Source organism: Mesorhizobium sp. M4B.F.Ca.ET.143.01.1.1 (assembly GCF_004792275.1).
GTDB lineage: Bacteria > Pseudomonadota > Alphaproteobacteria > Rhizobiales > Rhizobiaceae > Mesorhizobium > Mesorhizobium abyssinicae.
The window spans coordinates 50,870-73,766 of sequence record NZ_SRSR01000015.1 but is presented as its reverse complement, the minus strand read 5'-3'; the positions used below and the strand labels follow the sequence as shown (position 1 = coordinate 73,766).

At 61.3% G+C, this 22,897-nt stretch carries 9 protein-coding genes and 1 pseudogene; 5 read left to right on the top strand and 5 right to left on the bottom strand.

Annotated features, from left to right (window positions below):
- Positions 1 to 213 precede the first annotated feature (213 nt).
- The 4 genes from EN786_RS28220 to EN786_RS28205 all read left to right on the top strand — a co-directional run bounded on the left by EN786_RS28220 (position 214) and on the right by EN786_RS28205 (position 17,047).
- Positions 214 to 10,005, top strand: coding sequence for a hypothetical protein (locus tag EN786_RS28220; RefSeq protein WP_135909105.1), 9,792 nt, complete (start codon positions 214 to 216; stop codon positions 10,003 to 10,005).
- On the top strand, positions 10,005 to 10,301 hold the full coding sequence (locus EN786_RS28215) for a hypothetical protein (RefSeq protein WP_128347014.1): 297 nt from the start codon (positions 10,005 to 10,007) through the stop codon (positions 10,299 to 10,301). The genes EN786_RS28220 and EN786_RS28215 overlap by 1 nt, the downstream gene beginning before the upstream one ends.
- On the top strand, positions 10,253 to 15,490 hold the full coding sequence (locus EN786_RS28210; RefSeq protein ID WP_135909103.1) for a hypothetical protein: 5,238 nt from the start codon (positions 10,253 to 10,255) through the stop codon (positions 15,488 to 15,490). Before EN786_RS28215 ends, EN786_RS28210 begins: the two co-directional genes overlap by 49 nt.
- Before the next feature lie 1,035 nt (positions 15,491 to 16,525).
- The gene (locus tag EN786_RS28205) at positions 16,526 to 17,047 is read left to right on the top strand and encodes a hypothetical protein (RefSeq protein WP_128346996.1); all 522 of its coding nucleotides are present in this window, start codon (positions 16,526 to 16,528) and stop codon (positions 17,045 to 17,047) included.
- A 349-nt stretch (positions 17,048 to 17,396) separates the two neighbouring features.
- Here EN786_RS28205 and EN786_RS28200 read toward each other — a convergent pair whose 3' ends face one another.
- The 5 genes from EN786_RS28200 to EN786_RS28180 form a co-directional block, all read right to left on the bottom strand.
- On the bottom strand, positions 17,397 to 18,023 hold the full coding sequence (locus EN786_RS28200; RefSeq protein WP_128346997.1) for a recombinase family protein: 627 nt from the start codon (positions 18,021 to 18,023) through the stop codon (positions 17,397 to 17,399).
- Positions 18,024 to 18,485: 462 nt separating this feature from the next.
- Positions 18,486 to 18,845 carry a hypothetical protein gene (locus EN786_RS28195; protein WP_128347182.1) on the bottom strand — a complete coding sequence of 120 codons (360 nt, stop codon included), beginning with the start codon at positions 18,843 to 18,845 and terminating at the stop codon, positions 18,486 to 18,488.
- Positions 18,846 to 18,872: 27 nt separating this feature from the next.
- A complete protein-coding gene (locus EN786_RS28190; RefSeq protein WP_128347183.1) occupies positions 18,873 to 19,331 on the bottom strand; it encodes a TniQ family protein in 459 nt (152 codons plus the stop codon).
- Positions 19,331 to 20,278 (bottom strand): TniB family NTP-binding protein, encoded by a 948-nt coding sequence (locus EN786_RS28185; RefSeq protein WP_135909098.1) that lies wholly within the window; start codon positions 20,276 to 20,278, stop codon positions 19,331 to 19,333. Before EN786_RS28185 ends, EN786_RS28190 begins: the two co-directional genes overlap by 1 nt.
- A 10-nt stretch (positions 20,279 to 20,288) precedes the next feature.
- Positions 20,289 to 21,962, bottom strand: a complete 1,674-nt coding sequence (locus EN786_RS28180) for a Mu transposase C-terminal domain-containing protein (protein ID WP_189379706.1) — start codon at positions 21,960 to 21,962, stop codon at positions 20,289 to 20,291.
- Between the two features lie 242 nt (positions 21,963 to 22,204).
- On the opposite strand from EN786_RS28180, the pseudogene EN786_RS28175 reads away from it, so the two are divergent.
- Positions 22,205 to 22,885 (top strand): annotated as a pseudogene (locus tag EN786_RS28175) (recombinase family protein).
- Positions 22,886 to 22,897: the final 12 nt, after the last annotated feature.

Sequence of the window (22,897 nt, the reverse complement as noted above, 5' to 3'; positions counted from 1 at the left end):
ATAAAACAGGGTGGCGCACTGCTGCGCAGCTACCCTCTTCTTTCTTGTAGAAGCAGTATGCTTTAGACTGCCAAGAAAGCAATGAAAAAATGTTCAATGACTTTCCATTTGCGAAGAATTCGTATTGACGAGTACCAGCGGGTGCATCAACTTGCATAAACAAGGTCGGCGACTGCTGTCGCGACGGCCAAAAGGGGGGATGTCTTGGCCTGTTTGCTCGATGGCAGCGGATCGCCGCTGCATGGGAGTTTGCCTGTTGGTTGGCAGGAGGTTGCCAACCCCAGACTGACGCGACGCGCGTTGCTTGGCGGGCTGGTTGCTTCTCCCGCTGTTCTCTATTCGGGCGTCGCATCCGCCGAGGCGGAATACAGTTCGAGCTGGTACGATCTCGAACTGGTCATCTCCGAGAACCAGTCCTCCGTTTCCGTTCGCGAGATCAAGGTCGACGTATATAAGGACTTCGTCAAGAAGGCTGGCAAGTCCACGGAGGTGCTCTCCGAGGTCCGTTGCGTCGCATGCGTGTGGGACGTGCCTGCGGCGGCGTTCGGCAAGGACGCATTTTTCGACATGGGTCAGCCGGACGCCCGTCCAGTCGATGCTAAAAATGCCTATGAGCGAGTCCTCTATGTCAGGCGCGTTCAATACGGTCTGCGTTTCACCTGGCAGGACCCCGATGGCAAGACGCCGACCAGCAAGGGTGGCAAGGTCAACAAGGCCGGTTATGTCGCTTTCCGGTTCACGCGACTCGGACCGCGCTGGAAGATAGCCTACGAGACGGATCTGTGGCTGAGGTCCAGCGGCAGCACCGAGGCGATCGTCAGTAGCAGCTCCGTTGAGCTCGGGCGCTTCATCGGCGAAACGGAAAAGCAGCCGGACAAGGCCCTGACCAACGGAAAGCCGACATCGCTGGCGAGCCGGCTGCGCCCCGCCGAATTTGTGGAGGCCGGCCGGGTCGGCAAGACGCTGCAGGTCACGTTCGGCCACCTGGTCACCGCAGCCGCGCCGTCGAAAAGCGTCTTCGACGTGTCCCTCGACCGGCATCTCATTTGGCATGTCGAGGCGCTTGACTCGGCGAGGCTGCTCGCGCATGAGGGAAAGATCAGGTCGTCCAGCCTGAGCTTCGCCTGGCGGCGGCTCAAGGAGCAGAAATCCGATCAGGAAGACGGCGGCGCTGGTGGGGTGGCGGCTGGCGAGACAACGGCGCGCTCCCCGCGAGACATCATTTATTTTTCCGGAGAAGCGACGTCGGAGAGCCTGTCGCTGGCGGCAACGGACGGCATATACCGCCATGGCAATGCCGGAGGTCACCATCTCGGAGTAAGGCTGCCAGAGGGTAGGACGGCGAGGCTCGATGTCATCGTCGGCGCGGCGACTTTCTTGCCGGCGCAATCCCAGGCGGTGTGCGCGCTCAGTCTGACGGCGGCGGTCGTGGCGATTCGTTCCGGCGAGGCGGCGCTCGTGGACCGCGTTGCGGTGAACGGCTTGACCATCGCGCAGACTACCACTCCAGGCGCGAACGGCTTGAAGCGCGTCCTGCGCACGGTGCTGTGGGGTAATACGAACGGCGCAGGCGAACCCCTGATTATGCTGCCTGGAGTACCGGAAAAGGCGGCGTCTGACCCCACCGGAAAAGCGGACCCAAACAAGGAAGGGCAAGAAAAGGCGTTCGGCGGGCCAGGAACGATTGACTCCCCGATCGGACCCCTGCGCATCGACAAGCCCGTCCTGCGTCTCGATTTGGAGAAGGACAAAGACTCCAAAGAGCCGGCTGAGGCTACGGACAAGAAGGACGAAGCCGCAGCCAAGAAGTCCGGGGACGATGTCTGCGAGCCTCCCAAGGTCGGCGAGGAAGAGCCAAAAGCCGAGGAGCAGGACCGCAACCGGCTGGCGCCCTTCTTCCAGGCCGCGAACGGCGATCGCGGCGGCGTACCCGAGGCCTCGATCCACGCGCTGGCCGACCGCGAGCTGTCGAGCCCGGGCGACTCGCGTCTTAGGCGCATCCATGTCGATCTGACGCTCCTCGGCGTTGCAACCGCATTGCCGGACGCCAGCTTTAGCAGGCTGGCCTTCCGGCGGACGGAACTCCGTCTCGCCTTCGAGGACGGTGCGCCGATCCAGGAACTGTCCGGAGGCGAATATCCGCGCTCCCTGTCGACCAGTTTTGTGTGGACGGGCGCTCCCTCGACGCTCGCGCAGCCGCTGGCGGTGATCGATCTTTCCCGCGCAACGCTGACCTGCGCCCGCGACTACGACCTGATGAAGGTGCGTCTACGCTTCCACGATCTGCTGCTGCATTACGATCCGAATCCGAGCATCCGGCCCGCCCGGGATGACGCCAGGGTGCGCGTCGGTGAGGACGGCGCGGTCCAGGACAGCCGTCCGATCCTCGTGGCGGAATTCGACCCGCAGCACGTCATGGAGGAGGCGGTGTTTCTTCCGGAAACCCCGCAATTGCCCGATATCGATCTCGACGTCCTGCAAGAAAAGGAAGATCCGGAAAAAGAACCCATCAAGGGCTCGCGCCAGCAGATCCTGGATCATCTTGCAAGCATCACGGATGAGCAGGCCCGGACAGAATACCGAAAGAAGGTCCAGCACGCCAAGAAAAAGAAGGAGGACGAGGAGGGGCCGCAAGGCCCGTTCCACGAGATTGCAGACGGCTTGCCCGGCGAGATCGCGAAGTTGCCGAAAGATTGGCGCCCGCCGGCCGATCAATATGTCTATATCGGCCCGTTCGCCCTCGACCCGGACGCCATGGGCGTCGCGCGCAGGCTGATGCGGGAGAAGGGCAGAGCGGGCGTCCTGAAAAGCCTTCAGGACATGCTGGAGCGCGTAAAGGCGCAGGTCGCTGGGCCGCTGACGAAGCGGCTCGAAGACATCACGCTGTCCGGCGAGCAGGAGAACTTTGCAAACGCGTTGCGCAACGAGGCGCTGCTCGAGTCGCTCGAGCCCCTCTACGGCGTCTTCCGCGCCTTCTGGCGGGAATCCGTTACGGGCGACCCTTCGGCCATTCCGGGCGGCATTCCGCAGCTCGATCAGAACTCCTGGATGCAGGTCGAATACTTGATCGACAACAACCGGCCAAAGACCTACGGCGACATCAGGCCGCGATACGACAGGATCGTCGACGCCTTCCTCAACCGTGCGCTGGGCAAGGATCCGCTGGACAAGCTCATGGGCGCAAGGTTGTCCGGCCCGAGTCGCCTGGCGTTCCGCGTGAATGGCGAGGCGCAGATCGGCGTCGACGCGCGCGAGGCCGGCACGATGCCCAGCAGCGGGGACGGCCTCGCCGTCTCCGGCGCGGGCAACACGCGGTTCAGGCCCATTCCCTTCACCTTCGAGGGCCTGACCGAATGGTCGCGGTTCGAGCCCGCCGTGACGAAACGTGCGCGCAAACTGTTCCAGACCCTGCCATCCGGCACGCTGCCGCGTCCGGGCAACCGGGCTGTGAACCCGAGCGACCAGGCGATGATGCGCTTCCAGGGCTTCACCGAAGCGCCGACCAATGGTGAAGCGCGCATGGCCGAAGTGCGCGCCGCACTCAAGAGCGAGCGCGTCGCGTCGCTCGAAGACGGCCACGACCGTCCGTTCCCTGGAGAGCCGCTGGACTTCGAAACGGCCATCGAACTGCCGTCGCGCCTGATCCTGTCCACGGCGCAGGATGCGGTGTGGTACACAAATCGGCGGATGCCAAAAGAGGTGTTCAGTCCCGACAAGACTTTACCCACCCCCGTACCAGCCGCCAACGAGGCGTTGCCCGAGCTCGAGAACGGCGCTTCGGTCGCCGGAAACCCGCTCACCAACGAATATCCATACGACCTCTGGTCTGTGCGGCTCGCGACGCAAGGGGAGAACCCATGGGTGCGCGCCGTGTCCTCGCCGGACCTGCGCACCACGGCGCTCGCGCCGCGCAGACTCGAATCAATTCCGAGACTGCCCGGAGAAGGCCCGCCTCCACGCGGCCCCTATGCGCCTTGGTTCATCGGACTCGAACAGCTCGAAAGCCAGACTCTCACGGAGATTGCCGCGCCCAAATTTGCAGGCTCGCGGCTGGCGCGCTGGCTCATGGAGCGCATGAGGGTCCGCAAGGATCTTCCAAAAGGCGACTATACCTATTTCCGGACATCGCTCGACGCGTTCGATCGGCACCAGCTCGTCCTGCTGACCTCGGCCTATGGCCTGCCGGTTATTGGCAAGCGCCTGCCGGGCAAGGACAATGACCCCGAGAAAGGCGGCGGCCTGATCGCAGAATCCGGCCAGATCGAACCCGGGGAAAGATTCGTGCTGCTGGACGCGACTGACGACCAGGCTCTGCACAAGCCTGTGCCGCTGGACGTCAAGGCCTTGTCGCTGACGGCGCTGGGCGGCTCGCTCCTCCACGAAACGGCGTTCAAGCCGTCCGCTGGGGCGAATGACATATTCGGCCGCAAGATCTTCGAAGGCTTCTCCATCGACACCTTGCAGCAGGACATCGTGCTTGGACGCGATATCCGCACCGAGGTGGTCTACAAGGGCTATCTCCTGCCGCTCGGCCACAAGGCGTCGTTCGTCAAATTGACCGAGCGCATGTTCCTGCGCGTCGAGGGCCACGGCATCAAGGCTATCCTGCGGCAGCGCATGTTCCTGCGCATGGCGGATCCCGAAAAGCTTTACGGGGCCATGGGCCAGCCGCATGGCGGGCGCTTGTGGTGCGCAAAGAAGGTGCGGCTGACGGCGGACAAGACGCCGGATATCCTTGACCCGACCTTCCCGATCGACGGCGATTTGGACAAGAACCACCCGGTCAGCCTCAGCGGAAAAATCTGGCTGGACCAGGGCCCCGGCCTAGCATTCTGGCCACGCACGGACGTCACGGACCAAGGAGTGTTTCGCTTCCCAGTAACCATTGACGGCGCGCCGACCGAACTGCCGATGCTGTTCCTCGACAACATCGCAGCGACGTCCGCTCATTCTTTGAAAGCCGCGTGCGACTACTACAACAGCCTCGTGCCGGAGGCTGATGTGCAGCCGGGCACGCTGCGGCCGCCCTATACCCGCACGCTCCGGCTGGCCGGGCGCAAGATCGACTACGCGCCGAACAGCAAGAGCGGCGAGGCGCAGTTCGAGACTGAGCAGATCGTCGTGCGGTCGCAAGGCCGCCTCCTGTCCGCCAGCAGCGATAGCTGGGCGGGCCAGCTGGAGGCGGAGGACAATTTCGTCACGACAGGCGTGCTGGAAGGCGCGAGCCAGCCACCCTTCTATCCAGCGATGGAGTTCGCCAAGATCAGGCTCGGCCAGGTCGAGCGCATGAGCGGCGGCAGGCAGGCGCGCGTCGAGGTCCAGTATGACGGCCACTACGTCCTCTTTGGGTTCCCCGGAGAGGAGCCGCCCAAGGGGTATGCGAAGCCGGCAGGAAAGGACGCCAACCCGCAGGAAGTTTTCCTGGTCTTGCGCAACATGTATCCGCTCGACATGGGCAACAGTGGCGACCGTTCCGGCGGCATTGCGCGCCCCAACTCCAACATCGTCGCCATCAGCCGCAGCAAAGGGCCCCTCGGCGGCGACGAGGCGACATGGTGGAGCACGGCGCCGGGGCAAAGCGCGCCAAGCGATCCCTTGCAGTATGACAGCGGCAAGCCGAGCGAGAGCAAACTCCGGGAGTTTGTGCAACGCGGCGTGCTTTTTTCGCTGGCGGCTTATTTCAATGGCGCGGTCGAGCGGAAACCGACCCCGGAACCTCCCAAAGAAAACGAAGAAGATCAGGATCCCTATGGTGCCATGGGGCAGGCGTCGGAGGCTATCAAGCAGATCAGCTCCTTCTTCAGCATGGACGCCAAGCTCTTGGGCACCGTCAAGCTCAAGCATCTGATGCGGCTGCTGGGCCTGTCGTTCGACAGCGTCCCGGTTCTCAAGGAACTGCAGGAATTCGGCACGGCGGCGCTTCGCGAGGCCGACGAGTTGAGTGGCGATATACGCAGCCGGGTTCTGGTGCCTCTGCGCGAGGCAGTTGCGCTGTTGCGCCGTGAATGGGATCTCTTCGACCAAAAGGTGGCAGACACCTCCTCCGATCTGCAGAAAGGGTTGAAAGAGCTCGGCGAAAAAAGTCCGCTCAGCCTCAAATCCATCTATCCGGAAGTGGACAGCGGACTCGGCAAGCTGGAAAAATCGCTCGACGATGCGCTGGCGACCGAAGACGCGGCAAGCCTCATCCCCAAGCTTGCTGCCGTCCATGCCGCGGCCAAGGAACTCATCCGCGGCCTAGCGATCATCGCGTCCAACCCGATCGAACGTTTGGAAGAGGCTGTTACCGCCAACCTGCGCGAAAAAATCGCTTCGCTCGAAGCCATACTGAAAGAGGTCCAAGGTCTTGCCGACAGCTTCAAAACGTTCGTCGAGCAGTTCGTCCAGGCCGCGCCCGACAAAGCCGCCGAATATGTCACGAACTGGATATTCGAGAAGCTTGCCGACAGCTCCAATCGAAGCGTTGCAGACAGCAAAGGTGCGTCCGAACTCGCCAACCTCATGCCGTTGGCATCTTTGCCTCCGGACCTTCGCGCACTGACGAAGCTGCTGATTGTCGACGTAGAGACCACCGCCAAGGATTTTTGGGATGCAACTTCCAGGGAAGGCGGTATCGCCGACACGCTCATCCTTGACCTAAGGAAGACGTCGGCGGATGCGCTCAAATCGACGTTGACCAGCGCGCTCGCCAAGGTGTTCCGCGGCGAAGATCCTGTACCGGCAATCGAGGAAGGCCTCAAAACCTATTGCGATGCGGTCAAGGCAAGCGCCGGGGAAGCAATCGCCCAAACCAAGAAGGCGCTCGACACGGCGGCGACCGGCGCCGAGGTAGCGGTCAAGGATGCCGTCAAGCAACTGAATGCGATACTCGACAGCTACGCGGACCAGCTCGAAAAGCGGGTACTGGGTGCCGTCTTCGACGTCGCCGGCCAGTACCCAGACGAGCTGAACGCCGTCGTCACCGGCATCGACCGGCTCAACGTCACCATCCGCGAGGGCAAGGCGTTCGCAAAGGCGATCGAAGGAGGCGACAGCGAGACGATCCTGAGAGCCAGCGGTTCGTTTGCGCAGAACGTGCTCGGCATCGACATCGCCGCGGTGAAGGCCGAGGTCGATGGTGTCGAGCAGAAATTGGTGACGGAAATCGTTACCCAGGCGAGGGCCGTCTTCAAGGATAATGTCTTCGCGATTGTTCCGAACAACGGCGAGGGCGCGGTTCTCGCCAAGGAACGTCTAGCGGTCGATGTTCTGAGTGCCCCTGCCTATGTGCCCAAAACGCCAGGCCCGCTGCCGATATACAGCCTTCAGAACTCGGCTACCGTTGTGGCCAGCAATGAATTGCTCGCGGCAATCGGCAGGCAAATAGGCGAACTGGACAAACTCATCGATCCTGCGGCAAGCGCGGACACTTCTCTCGACAAACTCAAGTCGCTGATTGAAAACAACAGGGGGAAGATCGACGACGCCGCCAAGAAGGCTGGCGAAACCGGGCTCGGGGCAGATGGTCTCCTGAACTTCATCGCGGCGGTCCGGTTTCTCGTCCAAGGCGAAAAACTTGACAGAAAGGACTGCCTGATCACCGATCTGGAAGGCCTCTACGGCGATATTGTCGATATCGTCGTCCTGACCCGTGGGTTGCAGAACTTCCCCGATCCCGATCCGAAGACTGTGCGTTCATTGCAGACGGCGCTCGGCGATTTCATGCGCCGGCTCCGCCAGCTCGGCCAAAGCCTTGGCAACAGGCTGGAGACCATCGTCAAGCGCTTGTCGCAGTTTGCAAAAGAGCCAGGCAACCAGCTTGTCCTGAAAGCCGGCGGGATAATCGGCGGCGGGGTGGCAGTTCTCCAGACGTTTCTGGACAAGAACCAGCTTGAGGGCATCGCCGACGATGTCAGGCAGGCGATCACGACAGCCAAGGCTGCAATCGACAAGGCTGAAAAGGAGATCGTGGCCCAGCTTACAACGGTCACCAACTTCGCGCTCGGGCTCATCGGAAAGTCGGCTTTCGGTGCGGCCGGCGCCGTCGAGCAGGTCGAGCAAGCTTTGCCAAAACTGGCGGCGGTCGCCTCGAGTTTCGGCTTCGACCTTAGCAAGGAAATGCAGGCGCTGACCGCTGCGGTCGTCCAACTCAAGAAGAAGCTGCTCAGCTTCGACGGTTCCACCGTGCCAGCCAACCTCTCCACCCTCAAGGATTTCGTCGACGCTGAGGTCGGTCCCGACGGCGCCAAGGTCAAGATCCTGAAGCTGTTCAATCCGGACGATGCTGCCAACAGCTATCATGCCGTCGAAGTGGCGCTGAGAAACGCCGAGACCGGCGTCATCCGCGAGTGGCGCATGCTCGAGGAGCGCGTGACGGGCGCGCCCGAAAAGCTTCGGCAGGAGGCAGAAAAGGCACTGCTTTCGACCGGCGCCTTTTCTGTCGTCAATGCTGCTTATGCCGAGCTCAAGAAGCAGCGCAACGACCTGCTCGAACTGGCCGAGAGCGTTCCAGTCTTCAGCGACGCGGCGCGCAAGGCGCTGCTCGTTACACCGGTCCAGGTGCTGGCCCGCGACGAGAACGAAAGTCTCGACCAGTGCAAAGTGGACGATGCAACGTCCGTCAATCCGATGACGGATTGCGACCGGCTGGCGCAGGAGGCCAGCGTGGCAGAGGACGTTGCGGCGATTGACGACGGCAAGCTGGAGCAAGGCCACCGTCGCCGCGTCGTGGCGTTTCTGAATGGCTGGTCAGCCAGGACGGCGGCACCGCTGGTGATCCTGTCGCAGGCCGACGACATGGCCAAGGACCTCATGCGCGGCGACGTGCTTGACGCGATCGACTTCGGAGCCTTCCGCGACCAGATCGAGGATGCGATCTCCAGCCTGATACCGACCAAGATCAATCTCAGCTATGACTTCAATTCGACGGTCGACAAGGACCCCGGCGCACAGGCGATCTTCCGGCCGCTTCCGGGGTCGCCCTTCGGCATCACCCTGCGCGCGACCATCGACCTCTTGAAACAGAGGTCCGATTTCAGCGCCACGGCGAGCCTCGGGCCGTTCGAAATCTACCTGATCGGCGGCGTGGTTGACGCGCTGCGGCTCAAATTCGGTGGCGCGGCCTTCACCGTGACCAACAACACCAGTCCGCGCTTCGATGTCGTCTACCAGGACTTCGTGATCGGCCGCGACCTGGAATTCGCACAGAAGCTGCAAAGCTACCTCTCGCCCAAGGATGGCAACGGCGTCTTCATCCAGCCAATGACCCGCACCGCCGGCATCGAGGTCGGATACGGTATCAATCTGGGGACGATCGGCATCGGCGCGACCTCCTTCTTCAACGTCTCGCTGAATGTGTCGGCCGAACTCCCCTTCGGCAACGAGGAATCGCTGTTCAAAGTATCGCTTGGACGTCGGCTTTCCCCGTTCACCATGGGCGTCTTCCCCTTTGTCGGCTCGGGTTACTTCGCTATCTTCGCCGCCGCCGACGGGGTCAGGGGATTCGAGGCCTCGTTCGAATATGGCGGCGGTGCGGCCATCGGGTACGGTCCGTTCCAGGCAAGCTGCCGCATCCAGGTCGGCGTCTTCGTGCGCGTCATCAAGAGCGATGGCAGGAAGACGACCGAACTATACGGCACGTTCTTCGCGGGCGGTTCAGCCAGCGTCTGGATATTTCACTTCGCGACGTCGCTCTACGTCAGGCTGGGAACCGCGGCGGGCGGTGAGATGTATGGCGAGGCAATCTATTCGTTCTCGTTCTCTCTCGGCATCGCCGACTATGACTATTCGATCACCGCGTACAAAAAGGAGAATGCGCTCGGCAAGCAGGCGTCATTGTCCGGCGGGAAGACGCGCTTCGCCGCGCTCGACGCGGATGTCGATTTCATTACGACCGGCTCGACCTCCACGACTGCTCCTTTTGCGCCCGCTGCCTCGGCAATCCTGATCAGGGCCGCCGACCAGGCGCGCGACTGGAAAACCTACGCAACGTACTTCGACACCAATCTGACCAAGGAGTTCATGTGATGAGTGGTTCCAGGGTCAAGCCGCTGTTCCGCGCGGTGGCCAACGGCCTCAAGGATGAAAAGACCCTGCGCCTGACGGTGATCGCGACGCCCCAGCAGAGCAGCGATGCCGGGGCGTTCGAACTGGAGAACTGGCCGAGCGCCATGGCGCAAGGATTGCGGGATGGCAACTCGCCGTTTCCGGACGGCGGACTGATGCTTTGGGTCCGCAAGATCGGAGGCGATATTCCCGAGATCGCCGAACCAGAATGGACGAAGGTGCCGCTGCTGCCGAGCCGCGGCGCGGCGATTGGCTGAAAATCAACGACCTATGGAAGAAAGCGCTGACCGAACCTGGCGCGAGTTGGGAAGAACTCGCAGAGGACATTGCCCAATCGCTCAAGGGTTCGAAGCACAAGGCCGATCTGAAAGGCAGTTATTCGGGCACCACGGGCACGCCTGAGCAAATCGAAAAGGGGGACGAGGAACTGGCAAGGAGCACGCTCGCGCCAGACGGCTCCATCGCCGTGCACCGGCCGGCGTCCGAAGATAAATTGACGGTGGGCGCGGTTTTGCCAGTCAGGCAGAGCGACCTGGCCGTGGAAGAGGAGACCGTGCGCGCCGCCCGGGTGCTTGCAAAGCAGTATGCGGGGCCGTTCTCCGTGCTCGATGAGCGCAAGGAAGACCTCGGGGCTGTCGGCTCGGCAGTCGACCGCTTCGCTGCGGCCATCAATGCCACCAGGACAGAGCGCGCCTATTCCAAGGATGCCTACGACAAGATCAAGGAGGCTCTCAACGATGACAAGGCCCTTGGAATCGCAAATGGAGCGCCTCTCCGACCTTATCTGATTCCAGAGGCTGCCGACGTGATCGATCCCCAGCACCCGCGGGAAGGCGATGGCGAATCCGCGCGCCAGACACGGCGGGCCACGCAGGAATATGGCGGCTGGCTGCAGCGTCGCCCTGAACTCGTCGGCAAGAAGGACGAAAGCACCGAGGGTAGAGGCGCGATCATTCCACCTGTCGTCGACGATCAAGCCTTGAAAGATGATGCAAAGACGGCGGCGCTGATGGCGATGCGGGGCGTCTATTTCGCGATGCAAGGCGACCCGATTCTGTCGCGCCTCTTCGGCCTGGCCTTCGATTTCGAAGCGCCGATCGACGAAAAAATCGCATCCCTCGGCTCCATTGCCGCTCCCGGCTCGGAGCTCCGGCTGCATCTTGCGGTTTCGGCAGACGGCGGCGCGTCCGCGACGGGTCAGGTGGCGACCGCCGCGAAGCTCCACAAGCAGGGTTTCTGGCCAGTCTCTGTGTTCGACACGAAAGCGCCCGGGCAGGAAAACAGGCAGGCGCACCTCGTGGAGCAGTCGGACGGCATCTGGAAGCTCGGCGCCACAACTGAGTACGGACCGCGCTACGAACTCGCTTCACTGGACATCCGCCGATCAGTAGATTCCAAGACACTCGGACGCGACCGCGGCGAAGCCCATCGAACCGGGGGCTTCACGATCCTGGATCGTGGCAGGTCCGAACAGATCGCCCGCGATATCGCCCTCGCTGACATCAACCGTGACAAACTTCGCGAGGAGGAATCCGTTGTCGTCCTTCATGCCGAGGAATTGACGATAGGGCGGCGTGTCGACGTGGCCGTTGCCTCCGCGAACAAGCTGCTCGATGCGCTTGTCTGGCGGAGTCTTATGCATCGCTTCGTCGACCTGGATTTCGGCAAGAACGACAAGCTCGTCGAGTCGGTGCTCTACGCGCTGATGGGGACGAAGACCAACAGCAAGGGCCTGCTGGAGGAAACCTCATTCCAGACCGCGGCGCGCTTCGTCCCGAAGACTTCGGGCAACGCCGAGATTTCCGAATTCGAAGCGGTGGCTGAGGAGGCCATATTTCTATGGGACGGCACACCGGTGAGCGTCCTCACCGATGGCCGCCCGAGCAACGAATCGATATCCAGCGGCCTGCCTTTCGATCGAATACTCGATCTACCGGGGTCTGCCGCCGGCGAAGCCGGCTTGCGTCCTCCTCCGCTTCGCTTCGGCGTACCTTATGTGTTCCGCTTCCGCTCCATGTTCCTGGGCGGCGGCTCACCGTCTTTGTCCACCCCAAGCACACACGGGACGGTCGTCCCCGCCGAGAAGCACGTCATGAAGGACGGGCACTATGTCAAGGCGGTCGCGCCTCGGCGGTATCTGCGACACGAGTCCATCAGCGCCCCTATCCTTCTACTGCCCCGGCATCTTGCCGATTATCGGTTCAAGCAGATGGGATATGAACTGGTCGACCAGGCGATCGTCCGCTCGTGGAACGATGAGGATTCGAAGGTCGCGGAAATCCAGCTTCCGGACGATATCAAGGGCGAATATGTCGGGAAGGACGTCCGCGCCAACCCGACGGAAACGATCCGCGTTTTCGTCGCGCCGGAGGCGCCGCACCAGCTCGTCACGGCTCATGGCAGGCTGGACAATCCGAATGCCGCCGATATCCGCAAGGGGGGCCTGCGCGACGTCAGCTACACGCCGCGCAAGAATCACGGCAATGCCGTCACCGCTGAGGACGAGCGCGAAAGGCCGAGCGGGTTCCCGGTCGCGGTCAGCACGCGGCGCGATTCGCTTGACGACGAGGGCGTCATCTATCCGCGAACCGTCTTTCCCGTGAAGGACGGCACGCCGCGCGGCATTCCGGTCTTCGAACCCGGCGGCCAGAACACGACCCAGAACGGCGAGGTCGGTTATCTCCCGGACCCCGCCATTGCTGAATACAGCATGCGGGCAAAGATAAAGGGCAGCGACAAGTATCTCGATGGGGCGCTGGCGGTTCCACTCTATCAGGCGAGCAACTATCCCCACGCACTGCCTTTGGCGGTGAAGGTGGTTCGCGTCGCGGGAGTCCGCCTGTCTCGGCCACGTTCGATCTCCGATATTGCGAAAGCGCCGCAACTGACCTCGATGGATATCGCCGGCAAAATTCCGGCCAAGGATATGAGACGCGCCCGCGTCCAGTTCGTAGAGATCACGTTGTATCAGGGCGAGGATTTCGACCTCGAAGTGAGCTGCCTGCCGGATGCCGCCACGCTTGCCGACAGGTTCTCGGTGCCCGAGACGATGGCGATGCAGCTAAGCGCCGCTGCCGGAGATGAGGATGCGCGGAAACGACTGAAGGCCATCTGCGGAGACTCGGTGATTGCCGACTGCACTCCTGGCGGTTCGGACAGCCTGACCGGGTTGGCCGGACAGCAGATCCCTGTCCCCGGCTATCGGCGCAAGGTCGCCGAGTCGCTGCTCAAAGCCATGAAGTCAAAATGGCCGGTCGAGGAAATCGCCGAGGTCAAGAGCCTTCGTGTCCATCACGCGCTCAACAAGCCGCTATCCAAGACCATCGACTGGCTTTCAGACGACCCCAAGCCCCGGTCGATCCGTACGCAGGATACGTCGGTTTGCGACAACGCCCCCGGCAAGAATATCGATGAACAGGACGCAACAGACCTCATTATCGACGGCAAGTTGAAGGTCGACCTCGATTTGATCAAGTCCTTCCAGGTCATCGCCACCACCGTGGCCACCAATGGCTTCCAGCTCGACGCGCCGGACAGGGGCCGCAGCCTGATTTCCAGGCGGTCCGGTAGGTGGCCTGTCGTTACCACGCCCAACGGCGCCGACGCCTATGCGATGCCCGCAGATGTCGTCGGCTTCGCCGTCGCCGAGGATGGCAGGGTAACGCTGCCGCGCGAGCCGGTGACCTTGCTGAGCGTCGGGAACTTGCCTTCGACCGACGCCATCGGTCCGCTGCAGCCGGTGAACGCTGATGCCTGCATGCCAGAAGTCTTCACCTTGCCGAAGGAGGGGGCGCGGATGACGGAGGTTTCGCTGCTGCCCCTGTTTGCCGCCGTGATCAACGGGACATCGATCGAGGAGTCGGTCGCCATGCCTCCCAACGGCGTCGACAGGACCAATCGGAAAAGAGCGCTGCAGATACAGCGTCCGCATGTTTTCAAGGACACGCTTGCCCGCAAGCTGACCCTGGATCTCGTCGCGGTTTCGCGGGGCGCGGCAGCCTTCGAAACGGCGCCGACCTATATACAGGGGAAGGAGCAGACGTTGTTCCGCCGCCAGCCCCTCAGGCGCGTCGATCAGGCGACGCGGGCGGCCACACCCATCGAGCTGTGGATCAAGTCGACCAAGGCGCCTGCCTCTCCGGACGCCCGCAAGCCAGAGCCTTCCTTCGTCTTCCGGCGCTCGGCCACGCCGGTTGCGGGCAAGACGACAATCGAGCATGTCGTGGAGCGCCACGCGCTGGCGCGTATTTATCTGGGCCGCGGCTGGTTCAGTTCAGGCGAGGGCGAGCGTCTCGGCATCGTCCTGTGGCCGCCACGGTATGACCAGCTCAACTGGCAGAAACTCGATAACAACCTCGTCCTGAACGGCGGCCGAACGATGGAGCTCAAAGATTTCCAGGACCGCGATCTGGGAGCGGCCGGCGCCTATCTCACGAGATGGGGAGGAGATCCCATCCGTCTCGACAAGAGCATTCAGGAGGGCAACTTCATTCCGCCCAATGCGTTCGCCGACATTCCATTGCCGGACAATTCCGCCGGTTCAAAGCCAGGCGATGACGTATCGCCCCCCACCACCGATGCGGAATCCAATCCGCACCGGCCGAAATTTGTTGGGGAAGCACGTATGCCCATTCCGAAGGCCGCTCCGCCAAACAAGGATGACGAAAAGCAGAAGGCGCCGGAAAATGAAAAACGCGAGTTCCTTGCCGTTTCTCTGCTGACCTACGAGCCGTGCTTCGACCTCGACCGCGAGGAGTGGTATGTCGATGTCGACCTCAGGGCCAATCGCGCCTCAGAGCCGTTCGTCCGCTTCGGTCTCGTACGCTATCAGGAAAATGCGATTTCGCCGGACCTGACGACGTCCGAGCCTATCGCCCTGCACATGCAGCTTTTGCCGAAGCGGAAAGTAAGCGTCAACGTGGAACTGTTGAAAGCCCCGGCGCTCGCAGCCAGCCGCAAAGTGACGATCGAGGTTTCAGGGCGGGCCTCGCGCGGCATCAGGGAACTCAACTTCGACGACCTGCCTGCGGAAACGGCCGAAAAGCAGGTTGGCTGGAAGCAGAACTTCGACAGGCTGAAATTGCCGAAAATCCGGGCGAGCGTGTTCCACGAAAGCGGCGATGCCGGCGACCGCATCCGCAGGCCGGTCAATCTGGACGGATGGTCTGCTTCCTTCCCCGAAGAGGATCTGCCGTTGGAAATGCCGGAGGCGAATGTGGACGGCGACCCCGACCTGATCTGGAAACACAGTTTCGATCTGTCGGGTTCCGCGCTGGGCGAACTGGGCAAAGGCCAGATGGTCATCTATCTCGAGGAGATCGATCTCCGCATGCCGGCGTCCTATCGTGAAGAGCCGGTCACGCTCGACAAGATGTTCGACAGGACGACCTTTGTGACATCAGGCCCACGCTTCAGTGCCAGAGTGCCGTTCCTTGAGTTGTCGTAATTAGATTAGAGGCGCGGATCTCCTCACAACCGAACAGGCTGTCGAAATTTACTACAGCACTATTCGTGATTAAATTTAAGTATTAGTCTCGGGTGGTCTTCTGCCGAGTTGACAGCACCTAGGAAAGGCGGATATCGTGGAAAGAAATCTAGGAAAATAGGAGCCATGCATGTCGAAAATACTAAGCGTTTTATTTTTGAGCAGAGTGGCCTTGTTCGTAACAGCTGGCGTCCTGGTTGGACTTGGCATTTCGGCCGGACCAGTCCAAGCAGCGAATACATGTGTTGGAGGGCAATCCAAAATAACTAACAAAACGTGCGACACAGTTCTCTATGTTTTTGCATGTTACGGTGATGGCGGTGCTTCGGGGCATGGGGCGCAGAGTTTGCAAAAAGGCCAAAGCGTGGACTTCAATTTTGCACCCAATTCCACATTCTCGGCAGTGTGTGGTAGTCCTCCTGCAGAAAAGTGCGATGCGACTTGGTGCGCGGACGGAAAAGACCACGAATATTAGCCGTGCTTTGCCCTTGAGCTGGCTCGTTGGGCGATCGGAAATTGGATCACCGATGCTACTCTGCGCCTATTGGAATCTCCCGGCATCTCACAACCTGTCGAATCTCTCGGAGCCCGACGGATGGGCCGGCACATCGTTGCGCCCCAGCCTTGGGCAAAAAGAACAACGCGGCCGTCGATGGATCTCGAAGTGGCAGCAGTTGCGGCGGCAGAGAAAGCTGAAGCACGGGGACAGAGTCGGACAGAGATGCGACGAAAGCCGCACTGCAAGAGCTCGAGATCTTCCGGCAGATCTGGCTGTAGCGCTCACAAAACTTGGTGATGAAAAGACAGCGATCCTTATACGCGGCATGACAAGAACGCTGTGGCTCGCGGTCAACCCAAAAGACCGCCGCCGCGGTGCTTCCCAGATACAAGTCCCTCGAGAGCCAACAGACCGGACATGATGCAGATGCAGCGACCCTAAAAGGAATCTCATTCTGAGGCGGACGCATAGAATGACAGGATCACTGGAGGCTATACATGCGTAGTTTCACTGTAAACCTTGCAGCGCTGCTGCTAGCAGTTTCCACAGTGCCATCCATCGCTGCCGAAAAGAAATCCATTGATAAGAAAGTCCGCTCCGAGAGCACCGAATACGCGGTTTCGCTTGCTGCGCAGGACGGCGATCTCGGCCACGCCTTCGTGATCTGGAATAAGGGGGACAGCGCAGCGAACATGACTGTCCAGCAGGTCGTAGGCTTCTATCCGCAAGCCGATAAGACCAAATACGAAGCAGTCTTCGGGTTGTCGCCGGGGCAGATATTCGACGACTCAAGGGAGAAGCCGGATTATGTGGTCATCGTCTCGGTGAACTCGGATGCTTACGAGAAGGCAAGGACGGTATTCGAAAGATGGAAGTCGTCCGGGAACTACATGCTAGGCTTCAGCGACTGCACCACCTTCGCAACGGAAATAGGTGCGGCAATTGGCCTGAACATGCCAAGCCGCGTTTTCGCACCCCATCCGATCGAGTACATCAAAAAGGTTGGGCAGAGCAACTAAGCTCGATTCTTTAGGTCTACCGAAACGGCTTGCTTAACCTTGGAGCCAGAGAACGATCGCCGAGCGACTTCATCGCGAAGCACTGGAACATCGGCCGGTGGTATGTTTGTGCAGCACGCTGTACGTGTCCCGATAGGGCTTTCATGCCGGACTGATGGATCGGCTGCGCGAACGGTTCGGGGACGTGCACTCTCGGCTCATTTAGATATACCTCAATGCGCGTAGCTTACGGGCCTAGCTCATTAATTGAAAGAGCGAGTCTATTTGGCCATGCGCCAAAAGACCACCCATTTGGGCTGTCGATTTCAGAAGACGATTTCAGTAGTGACCAGAAGACGTCTTCAGTAGGTCAAGCAGACTGTTTTCTTACGGCGACGCGCTTGGCTTTTGGCGCGTCTGTTCCGGCCCCGGTCCAACCAACGCGCTCCAGTGTGTCGATGAGTGTCGATCGCGGCACCTTGAAGCTGCGACATACCGAGGCCTTGCTGGCGCCTCCGTCAAGAGCTGCGATGATCTGTTCGATCTTCTCGGAGTCCAGCGCGGGTGGCCGACCACCTTTACGCCCGCGCCGTCGGGCGGCTGCTAGGCCTGCGGTCACCCGCTCCGTTATCAAGGCCCGCTCGTACTGAGCGAGTGAGCCAAAGATGTTGAACAGAAATTCCCCATGGGGCGTGGTGGTATCCATCTGCTCGGTCAGCGAGCGGAAAGCGACGCCACGCTCCTTCATCTCGTCGACGATCCGGATCAGATGTGAAAGGGAACGTCCGAGGCGATCGAGCTTCCACACCACCAGGATGTCGCCGGATCGTAGCTCCTTCATGCAAGCCTTTAGCCCCGGACGATCGTCGCGAGCGCCGGAGGCTCTATCCTGATGCAGATGACGTTCGTCAACACCGGCGGCGATGAGCGCATCACGTTGCAGGTTGACCGATTGACGTTCGTCCGCAGATGAAACACGCATGTAGCCAATCAGCATGTACGATAAACCTCGAATTAGACGTTCTCGTACACTGCCACAATCCGACAGGGTTTGCCGCATAAAAAGCGGGGCTGAAACGACGCTCCCGAAGTCTGCCTTGTAAAGTGACGACAATCACTTGTTTGTCGTTATCTCAGGCGGCAGCATGCACATTTGGCGGGCTCGTCACGATCGGGACGCCTATCATTTCGAGATAGCTGTCCATCTCCGCCCGCTCATGCCGGCCTGCCGACAGATTGAGGAGCGTTCGCACGCGCCACGCCATATGGGGGTCACGCCTTGCCTCGGCGATCCAATTGTCCCACCAGGGTACACGTGGCCAACGCTGCCTGGGCGGTCGAGGCGATATGAGATCCGGCAGGTCCATGCGAGGTGGCGGCCTCAGTATGGTGGAAGCGTTTTCTTCGATCGCCGTGAGCTTCCCGGTGAACAGGGCTGAAACCGCCAGGCTGGTTATGGTCAAGACGAGTTCGCGCCGCTCGGGAGCATGGCCTCGAACGGCACCAGACGTCCAAGGCTGCAGTGGAATTGGCGCCCTGCGTCGCGCCAGAGCCGGGTGATGCGGTCATAGCCGCCACGTCGCAGGAGTGCTGCGGGCCGGGTTATCTCATCGGTCAGCGTCCGCATGGTCCTCAGCCATATGCCGGCGTGGACCCGATCGCCCGAGGGAAGATCAACCGTGCCCGTCGTCACGGCCGCGAGGGTCAGCCGGTCGAGAGCGAGGAGTTCGGCGGCGGCCGGACGCGCCGGCATCCATTCATAGGAGGTGGCCGGATCTTCGGTCCCCTGATAGATTGGTTCCGGCATCTCGCCATGCAAGGGGCAACTCATCAGCCAGGCCGCCCGTCAGTGAATGCGCGTATATGGAATTTGATCCGTGGCCAGGCATTGCCGACACGAGCGGGGATAGTCATCGAGAAGGTCGTGACAGACCCAGGGTCGCCAGTCCGGGGTGAGGCCGGCAACCGGGCTCTCACGCCGAGGGGCCGCGGGAGCAAGACTGGCGAACTGGCAAACATATTCGGTAAACTGCTCAGCAGGGCCTCCCATGAGCATGCTGCCGTAGCCGGAAAGCGTCATGGCGCGCACGCGCTCGATCGGCACGCCAGTGCGTTCCGACAGCCGATCAACAAGTCCGTTCTCAGGATTGTTATCGAGGATCCCGAGATTTACACTAGGCGACAGCGCGGCTTCGATGAAACGGTGCGGGCTCATTCTGTAAGCCGCTGCCAGGCGGCAAATCCAAGAAGAAAGCGCCTCGTGCGGGAGCGGCCGAGGGTGAAGAGGCAAGCGTCGTGCTTTCATCAGGCGGCAGCACTACGAGGCAGATCGTGCTCAAGCCTGAAACGACGTTCGTCGGGTCCGAGATAGGCGGCCCCCTCAAGCGTGGCGGGTGTAATCGCCTCTTCTCCACTCTCTATCGCGATCACCGCGGCCGCTCGCATCAGCGTCAGTATCTCGCCAATGGTGCCGCCGGTGCGCTCGATGATGCCTCGTAAGGTTCCGGCCCGGCACAGGTCTGGCGAGGGGCGACGCAAAGGAAGCGAGGCCGTGAAGCTGGCGATCAAGGTCGCTGTCTCCGCGCCAGGCTCCCATAACGGCAGCGCGAGCGGCTCGAAACGGTTCTCGAGCTGCGGATCGGTCCGGATCGCAAAATGGGCGTCGCGAGTACCCGCGCCGACGATCGGGATGCGCAAGGCGTTACCGAGATAACGGAGCAGGTTGAGGAATTCGAGCCGGTCATCCCGGCGTCCGGCAAGCAGATTGTGAAGTTCATCAATGACCAGAACGCGCGTCCCGACGCTCTTCAGAATATCAAGGGCAAGGCGTTCCAGATCATGCTTGCGCGCGCCTCTGCCGATCCGGCGTATCGAAGGTGCGCCGAGTTCATCGAGCAAGACGGCATAGAACCGCGAAACGGTTGGCTCAGTGGGCATCTGGACCACCACGACTGGCATCACTTCCGCTTCGGCGTCGTCTCCGGCGTCGGGCGGAGCATCATGGTCGCGCCGAAAGCGCTCTATGAGCGTCGACTTTCCGTTATTGCTCGGCGCGACGAGGAGCACGTTGGGTGGCCGCACGCGGTTCGGTCCATAAACGAAGACCTTGTGAAGACGCGTCAAAATGGCTTCCGCGCGTGGATAGCCGATCCAGCATTCGCCTGCCTCGATGAAATCGAGGCGCGTATCATCCGGCAACGCTGCGATACGCTGGGCGTCGACCAGCAGATGACCAAGATCTTCGTGCGTCATGGCCGTTTCCTCACCATCGCGTTACGGGATAGAGCTGGGTGACGGCGACCAAATTGTCGTCGCTCTTTTGCTCCCGTGACAACTTTGCGGAGGTGGGAACGTCCCGGGCAGGCGGGGCGGCGGCCAATATCTGTTCGGTACGCGCTATCCTGCGCCGAGCCGAACGTGTCCGCGCAGCTGCGGTCCGGGCGACCTCGCGCTGTTCGGCGACGGCCCGAAATATCGCCTCTTCATCCACTTGGGCCAATCCTTCGGCTTTGAGCCGGGCGACCGCTTGCCGGTGCTCGAAAAGGGTAATGCTCGGCCGTTCCTGACGGGCGCACGCCACCTCGATATAAGTATTGTCCTCCGGGTCGAGCAGGAAGATGCGAGAGAGATCACGTGGGTCGCGCCGGATCACGAACGAAGGCAAGCTCTCCCGTGCAGCGATAAACGGGCGCAACGCATCGCTGTAGTAGGCAATGTGGTCGGCGCGGACTCCCTCACGCGTCACCGGACGGCGAAGGACGGGTAGGAAGTCGACCAGGAACGCGCGTGGATCGCTCACCGGGCATGCCGATCCGGATGCTGAGACGCCACGGCGCCATCGCGTTAGCGGCGGTTCGTCGATGCCGTCGTGAACTTCATTATGATAGCGCCCGACGATCGCGAGCGCGAGCCAGCGTTCCAGTTCGGCGAGCGTGAGACAGGCGGTCGCGTCGCTGTCATATTCACCGCGTTCGGCAGGATTGGAAAAGGTGGTTCCGGGCAGTTCATGCACCATCATCATGAGGGTGCCGATCAGCCGTTCCACAATCCCGCCGAAATGCGGCGTAGCGACCGGCCGATAATCGAGCTCGATGCCGTGCTGTTCGCAGCCTCGAGTAAGTGCATCGGCATGAAACTCCGCTGCATTGTCGACGTAGAGCCGCTCCGGCTTGCCCTCGACGGGCCAGTCAAATCCTTCGATGCCGAGGTGACGCAAATACCCATCCTTGGGCAACGCGGCATGGGTGAGGCACAGGCCAACGCTGGTGGCGCAGGGCGGATCGAACGAGACGAGAAAGCCGGCAATGCAGCGGCTCATGACGTCGATCGCAACTGTCAGCCAGGGACGGCCGACGGATTTGCGGTATGCATCGTCGACCAGGATCAGATCGACCGGAGTATGATCGATCTGCAGAACCGCCATCGGCCGTACAGCCAACGGCGTCATTCCCGCTGATGGGGCGAGCCGGCGAGCGGCGGCCGAACGCGCGCCGTCGCGGCGACGCGCCGCGAGTTCAGCCTTGACTGCCCCGACCCGTGCCCGCACCGTATTCGCCGCTGGCGGCGTAATGCCCGCGGCTATGGCGCGCTCACGTACCGCCCGCACCACGGCCTCGGCACGCTTCTTCTGTCGGGTCAGGTATTCGTCCCGAATCGCATCCGCGATGATCTGCTCCGCCGCTCGCGACAGGCGAGCCTTGCCCCGGCCACCGGGCGAGCTCTGCGGTGCGAGCGAGGAAAGGAGGCCGCCCGCGCGCCGATAACGCCGAACGAGAGCGTAGATCGATCGTTCAGACAGGCCTAACTCCTCACTGGCAGCACGGGCAACAACGGAAGGAATACGATCGGATGCGGCAAGCGGCACGATCACAGTTGCCCGCCGCTTCGCCTCAATCCAGGCGCGCTCCGAAAGCGTCAGCGTTCCCCGTTCCGGCACGGCATTCGCCCATGCTTCGGGGTCTATATGGGTGCTCGCAGCCGCCGGCTGCTGAAGGGGACTTCTGGTCGACATGCCTCCCAATGAACAGCACTTCTGGTAAAGAAGCCGTTTACTGAAGACGTCTTCCGAAGATCAGCACGTCAGTATGCTGCCGAAAACTGTTGTGAAACAACGATCGTCAATGAAGGTGTCTTCTGAAACTGACAGGCACCGATTGTTGTCCGAGCTTTTGAATCTGAATGCTGATCGGCTACATGCGTGTTTCGAAGGTGGACGGCTCGCAGAGCCTGGACCTGCAGCGTGACAGCCTCGTCAGGGCGGGCGTCGAAATCAACAACATCTATGAGGATATGGCGTCCGGTAAGCGCGATGACCGGCCGGGCTTTGCCATGTGTGAGAAAGCCTTGCGCCCTGGCGATACGCTCGTGGTCTGGAAACTGGATCGTCTCGGCCGTGATCTGCGCAATTTGGTTAGCACGGTGCACGACCTGACGACGCGGGGCATCGGTTTTGAGGTGCTAACCGGGCACGGCGCGTCGATCGACACGACAACGTCGGCTGGGCGAATGGTGTTCGGCATCTTCGCGGCGCTGGCCGAGTATGAGTGAGACCTGACGATCGAGCGGACAGTTGCGGGACTGTCGGCCGCCCGGGCACGAGGAAGGGTAGGCGGACGGTCACCCAAGATGACGAGCGCGAAGCCCCGCCTGGCTATGGACGCGATGGGGCAACCATAAACCAAGATTTCGGAACCATGTTAGGAATGAGGGATCACGCGATCAACCCTTTACCGGCATGTCGCTCCAGATGGAAATCTGCGGCCAGAGGGAAGAAAACTCCTTTCAGAGGGCGAATTTGACGATGATTTTCCGCGATTTATCAATGTGATTCCATTTTGCTGGATGCGGCAAATGCGTTGACTCCCCCCGCGA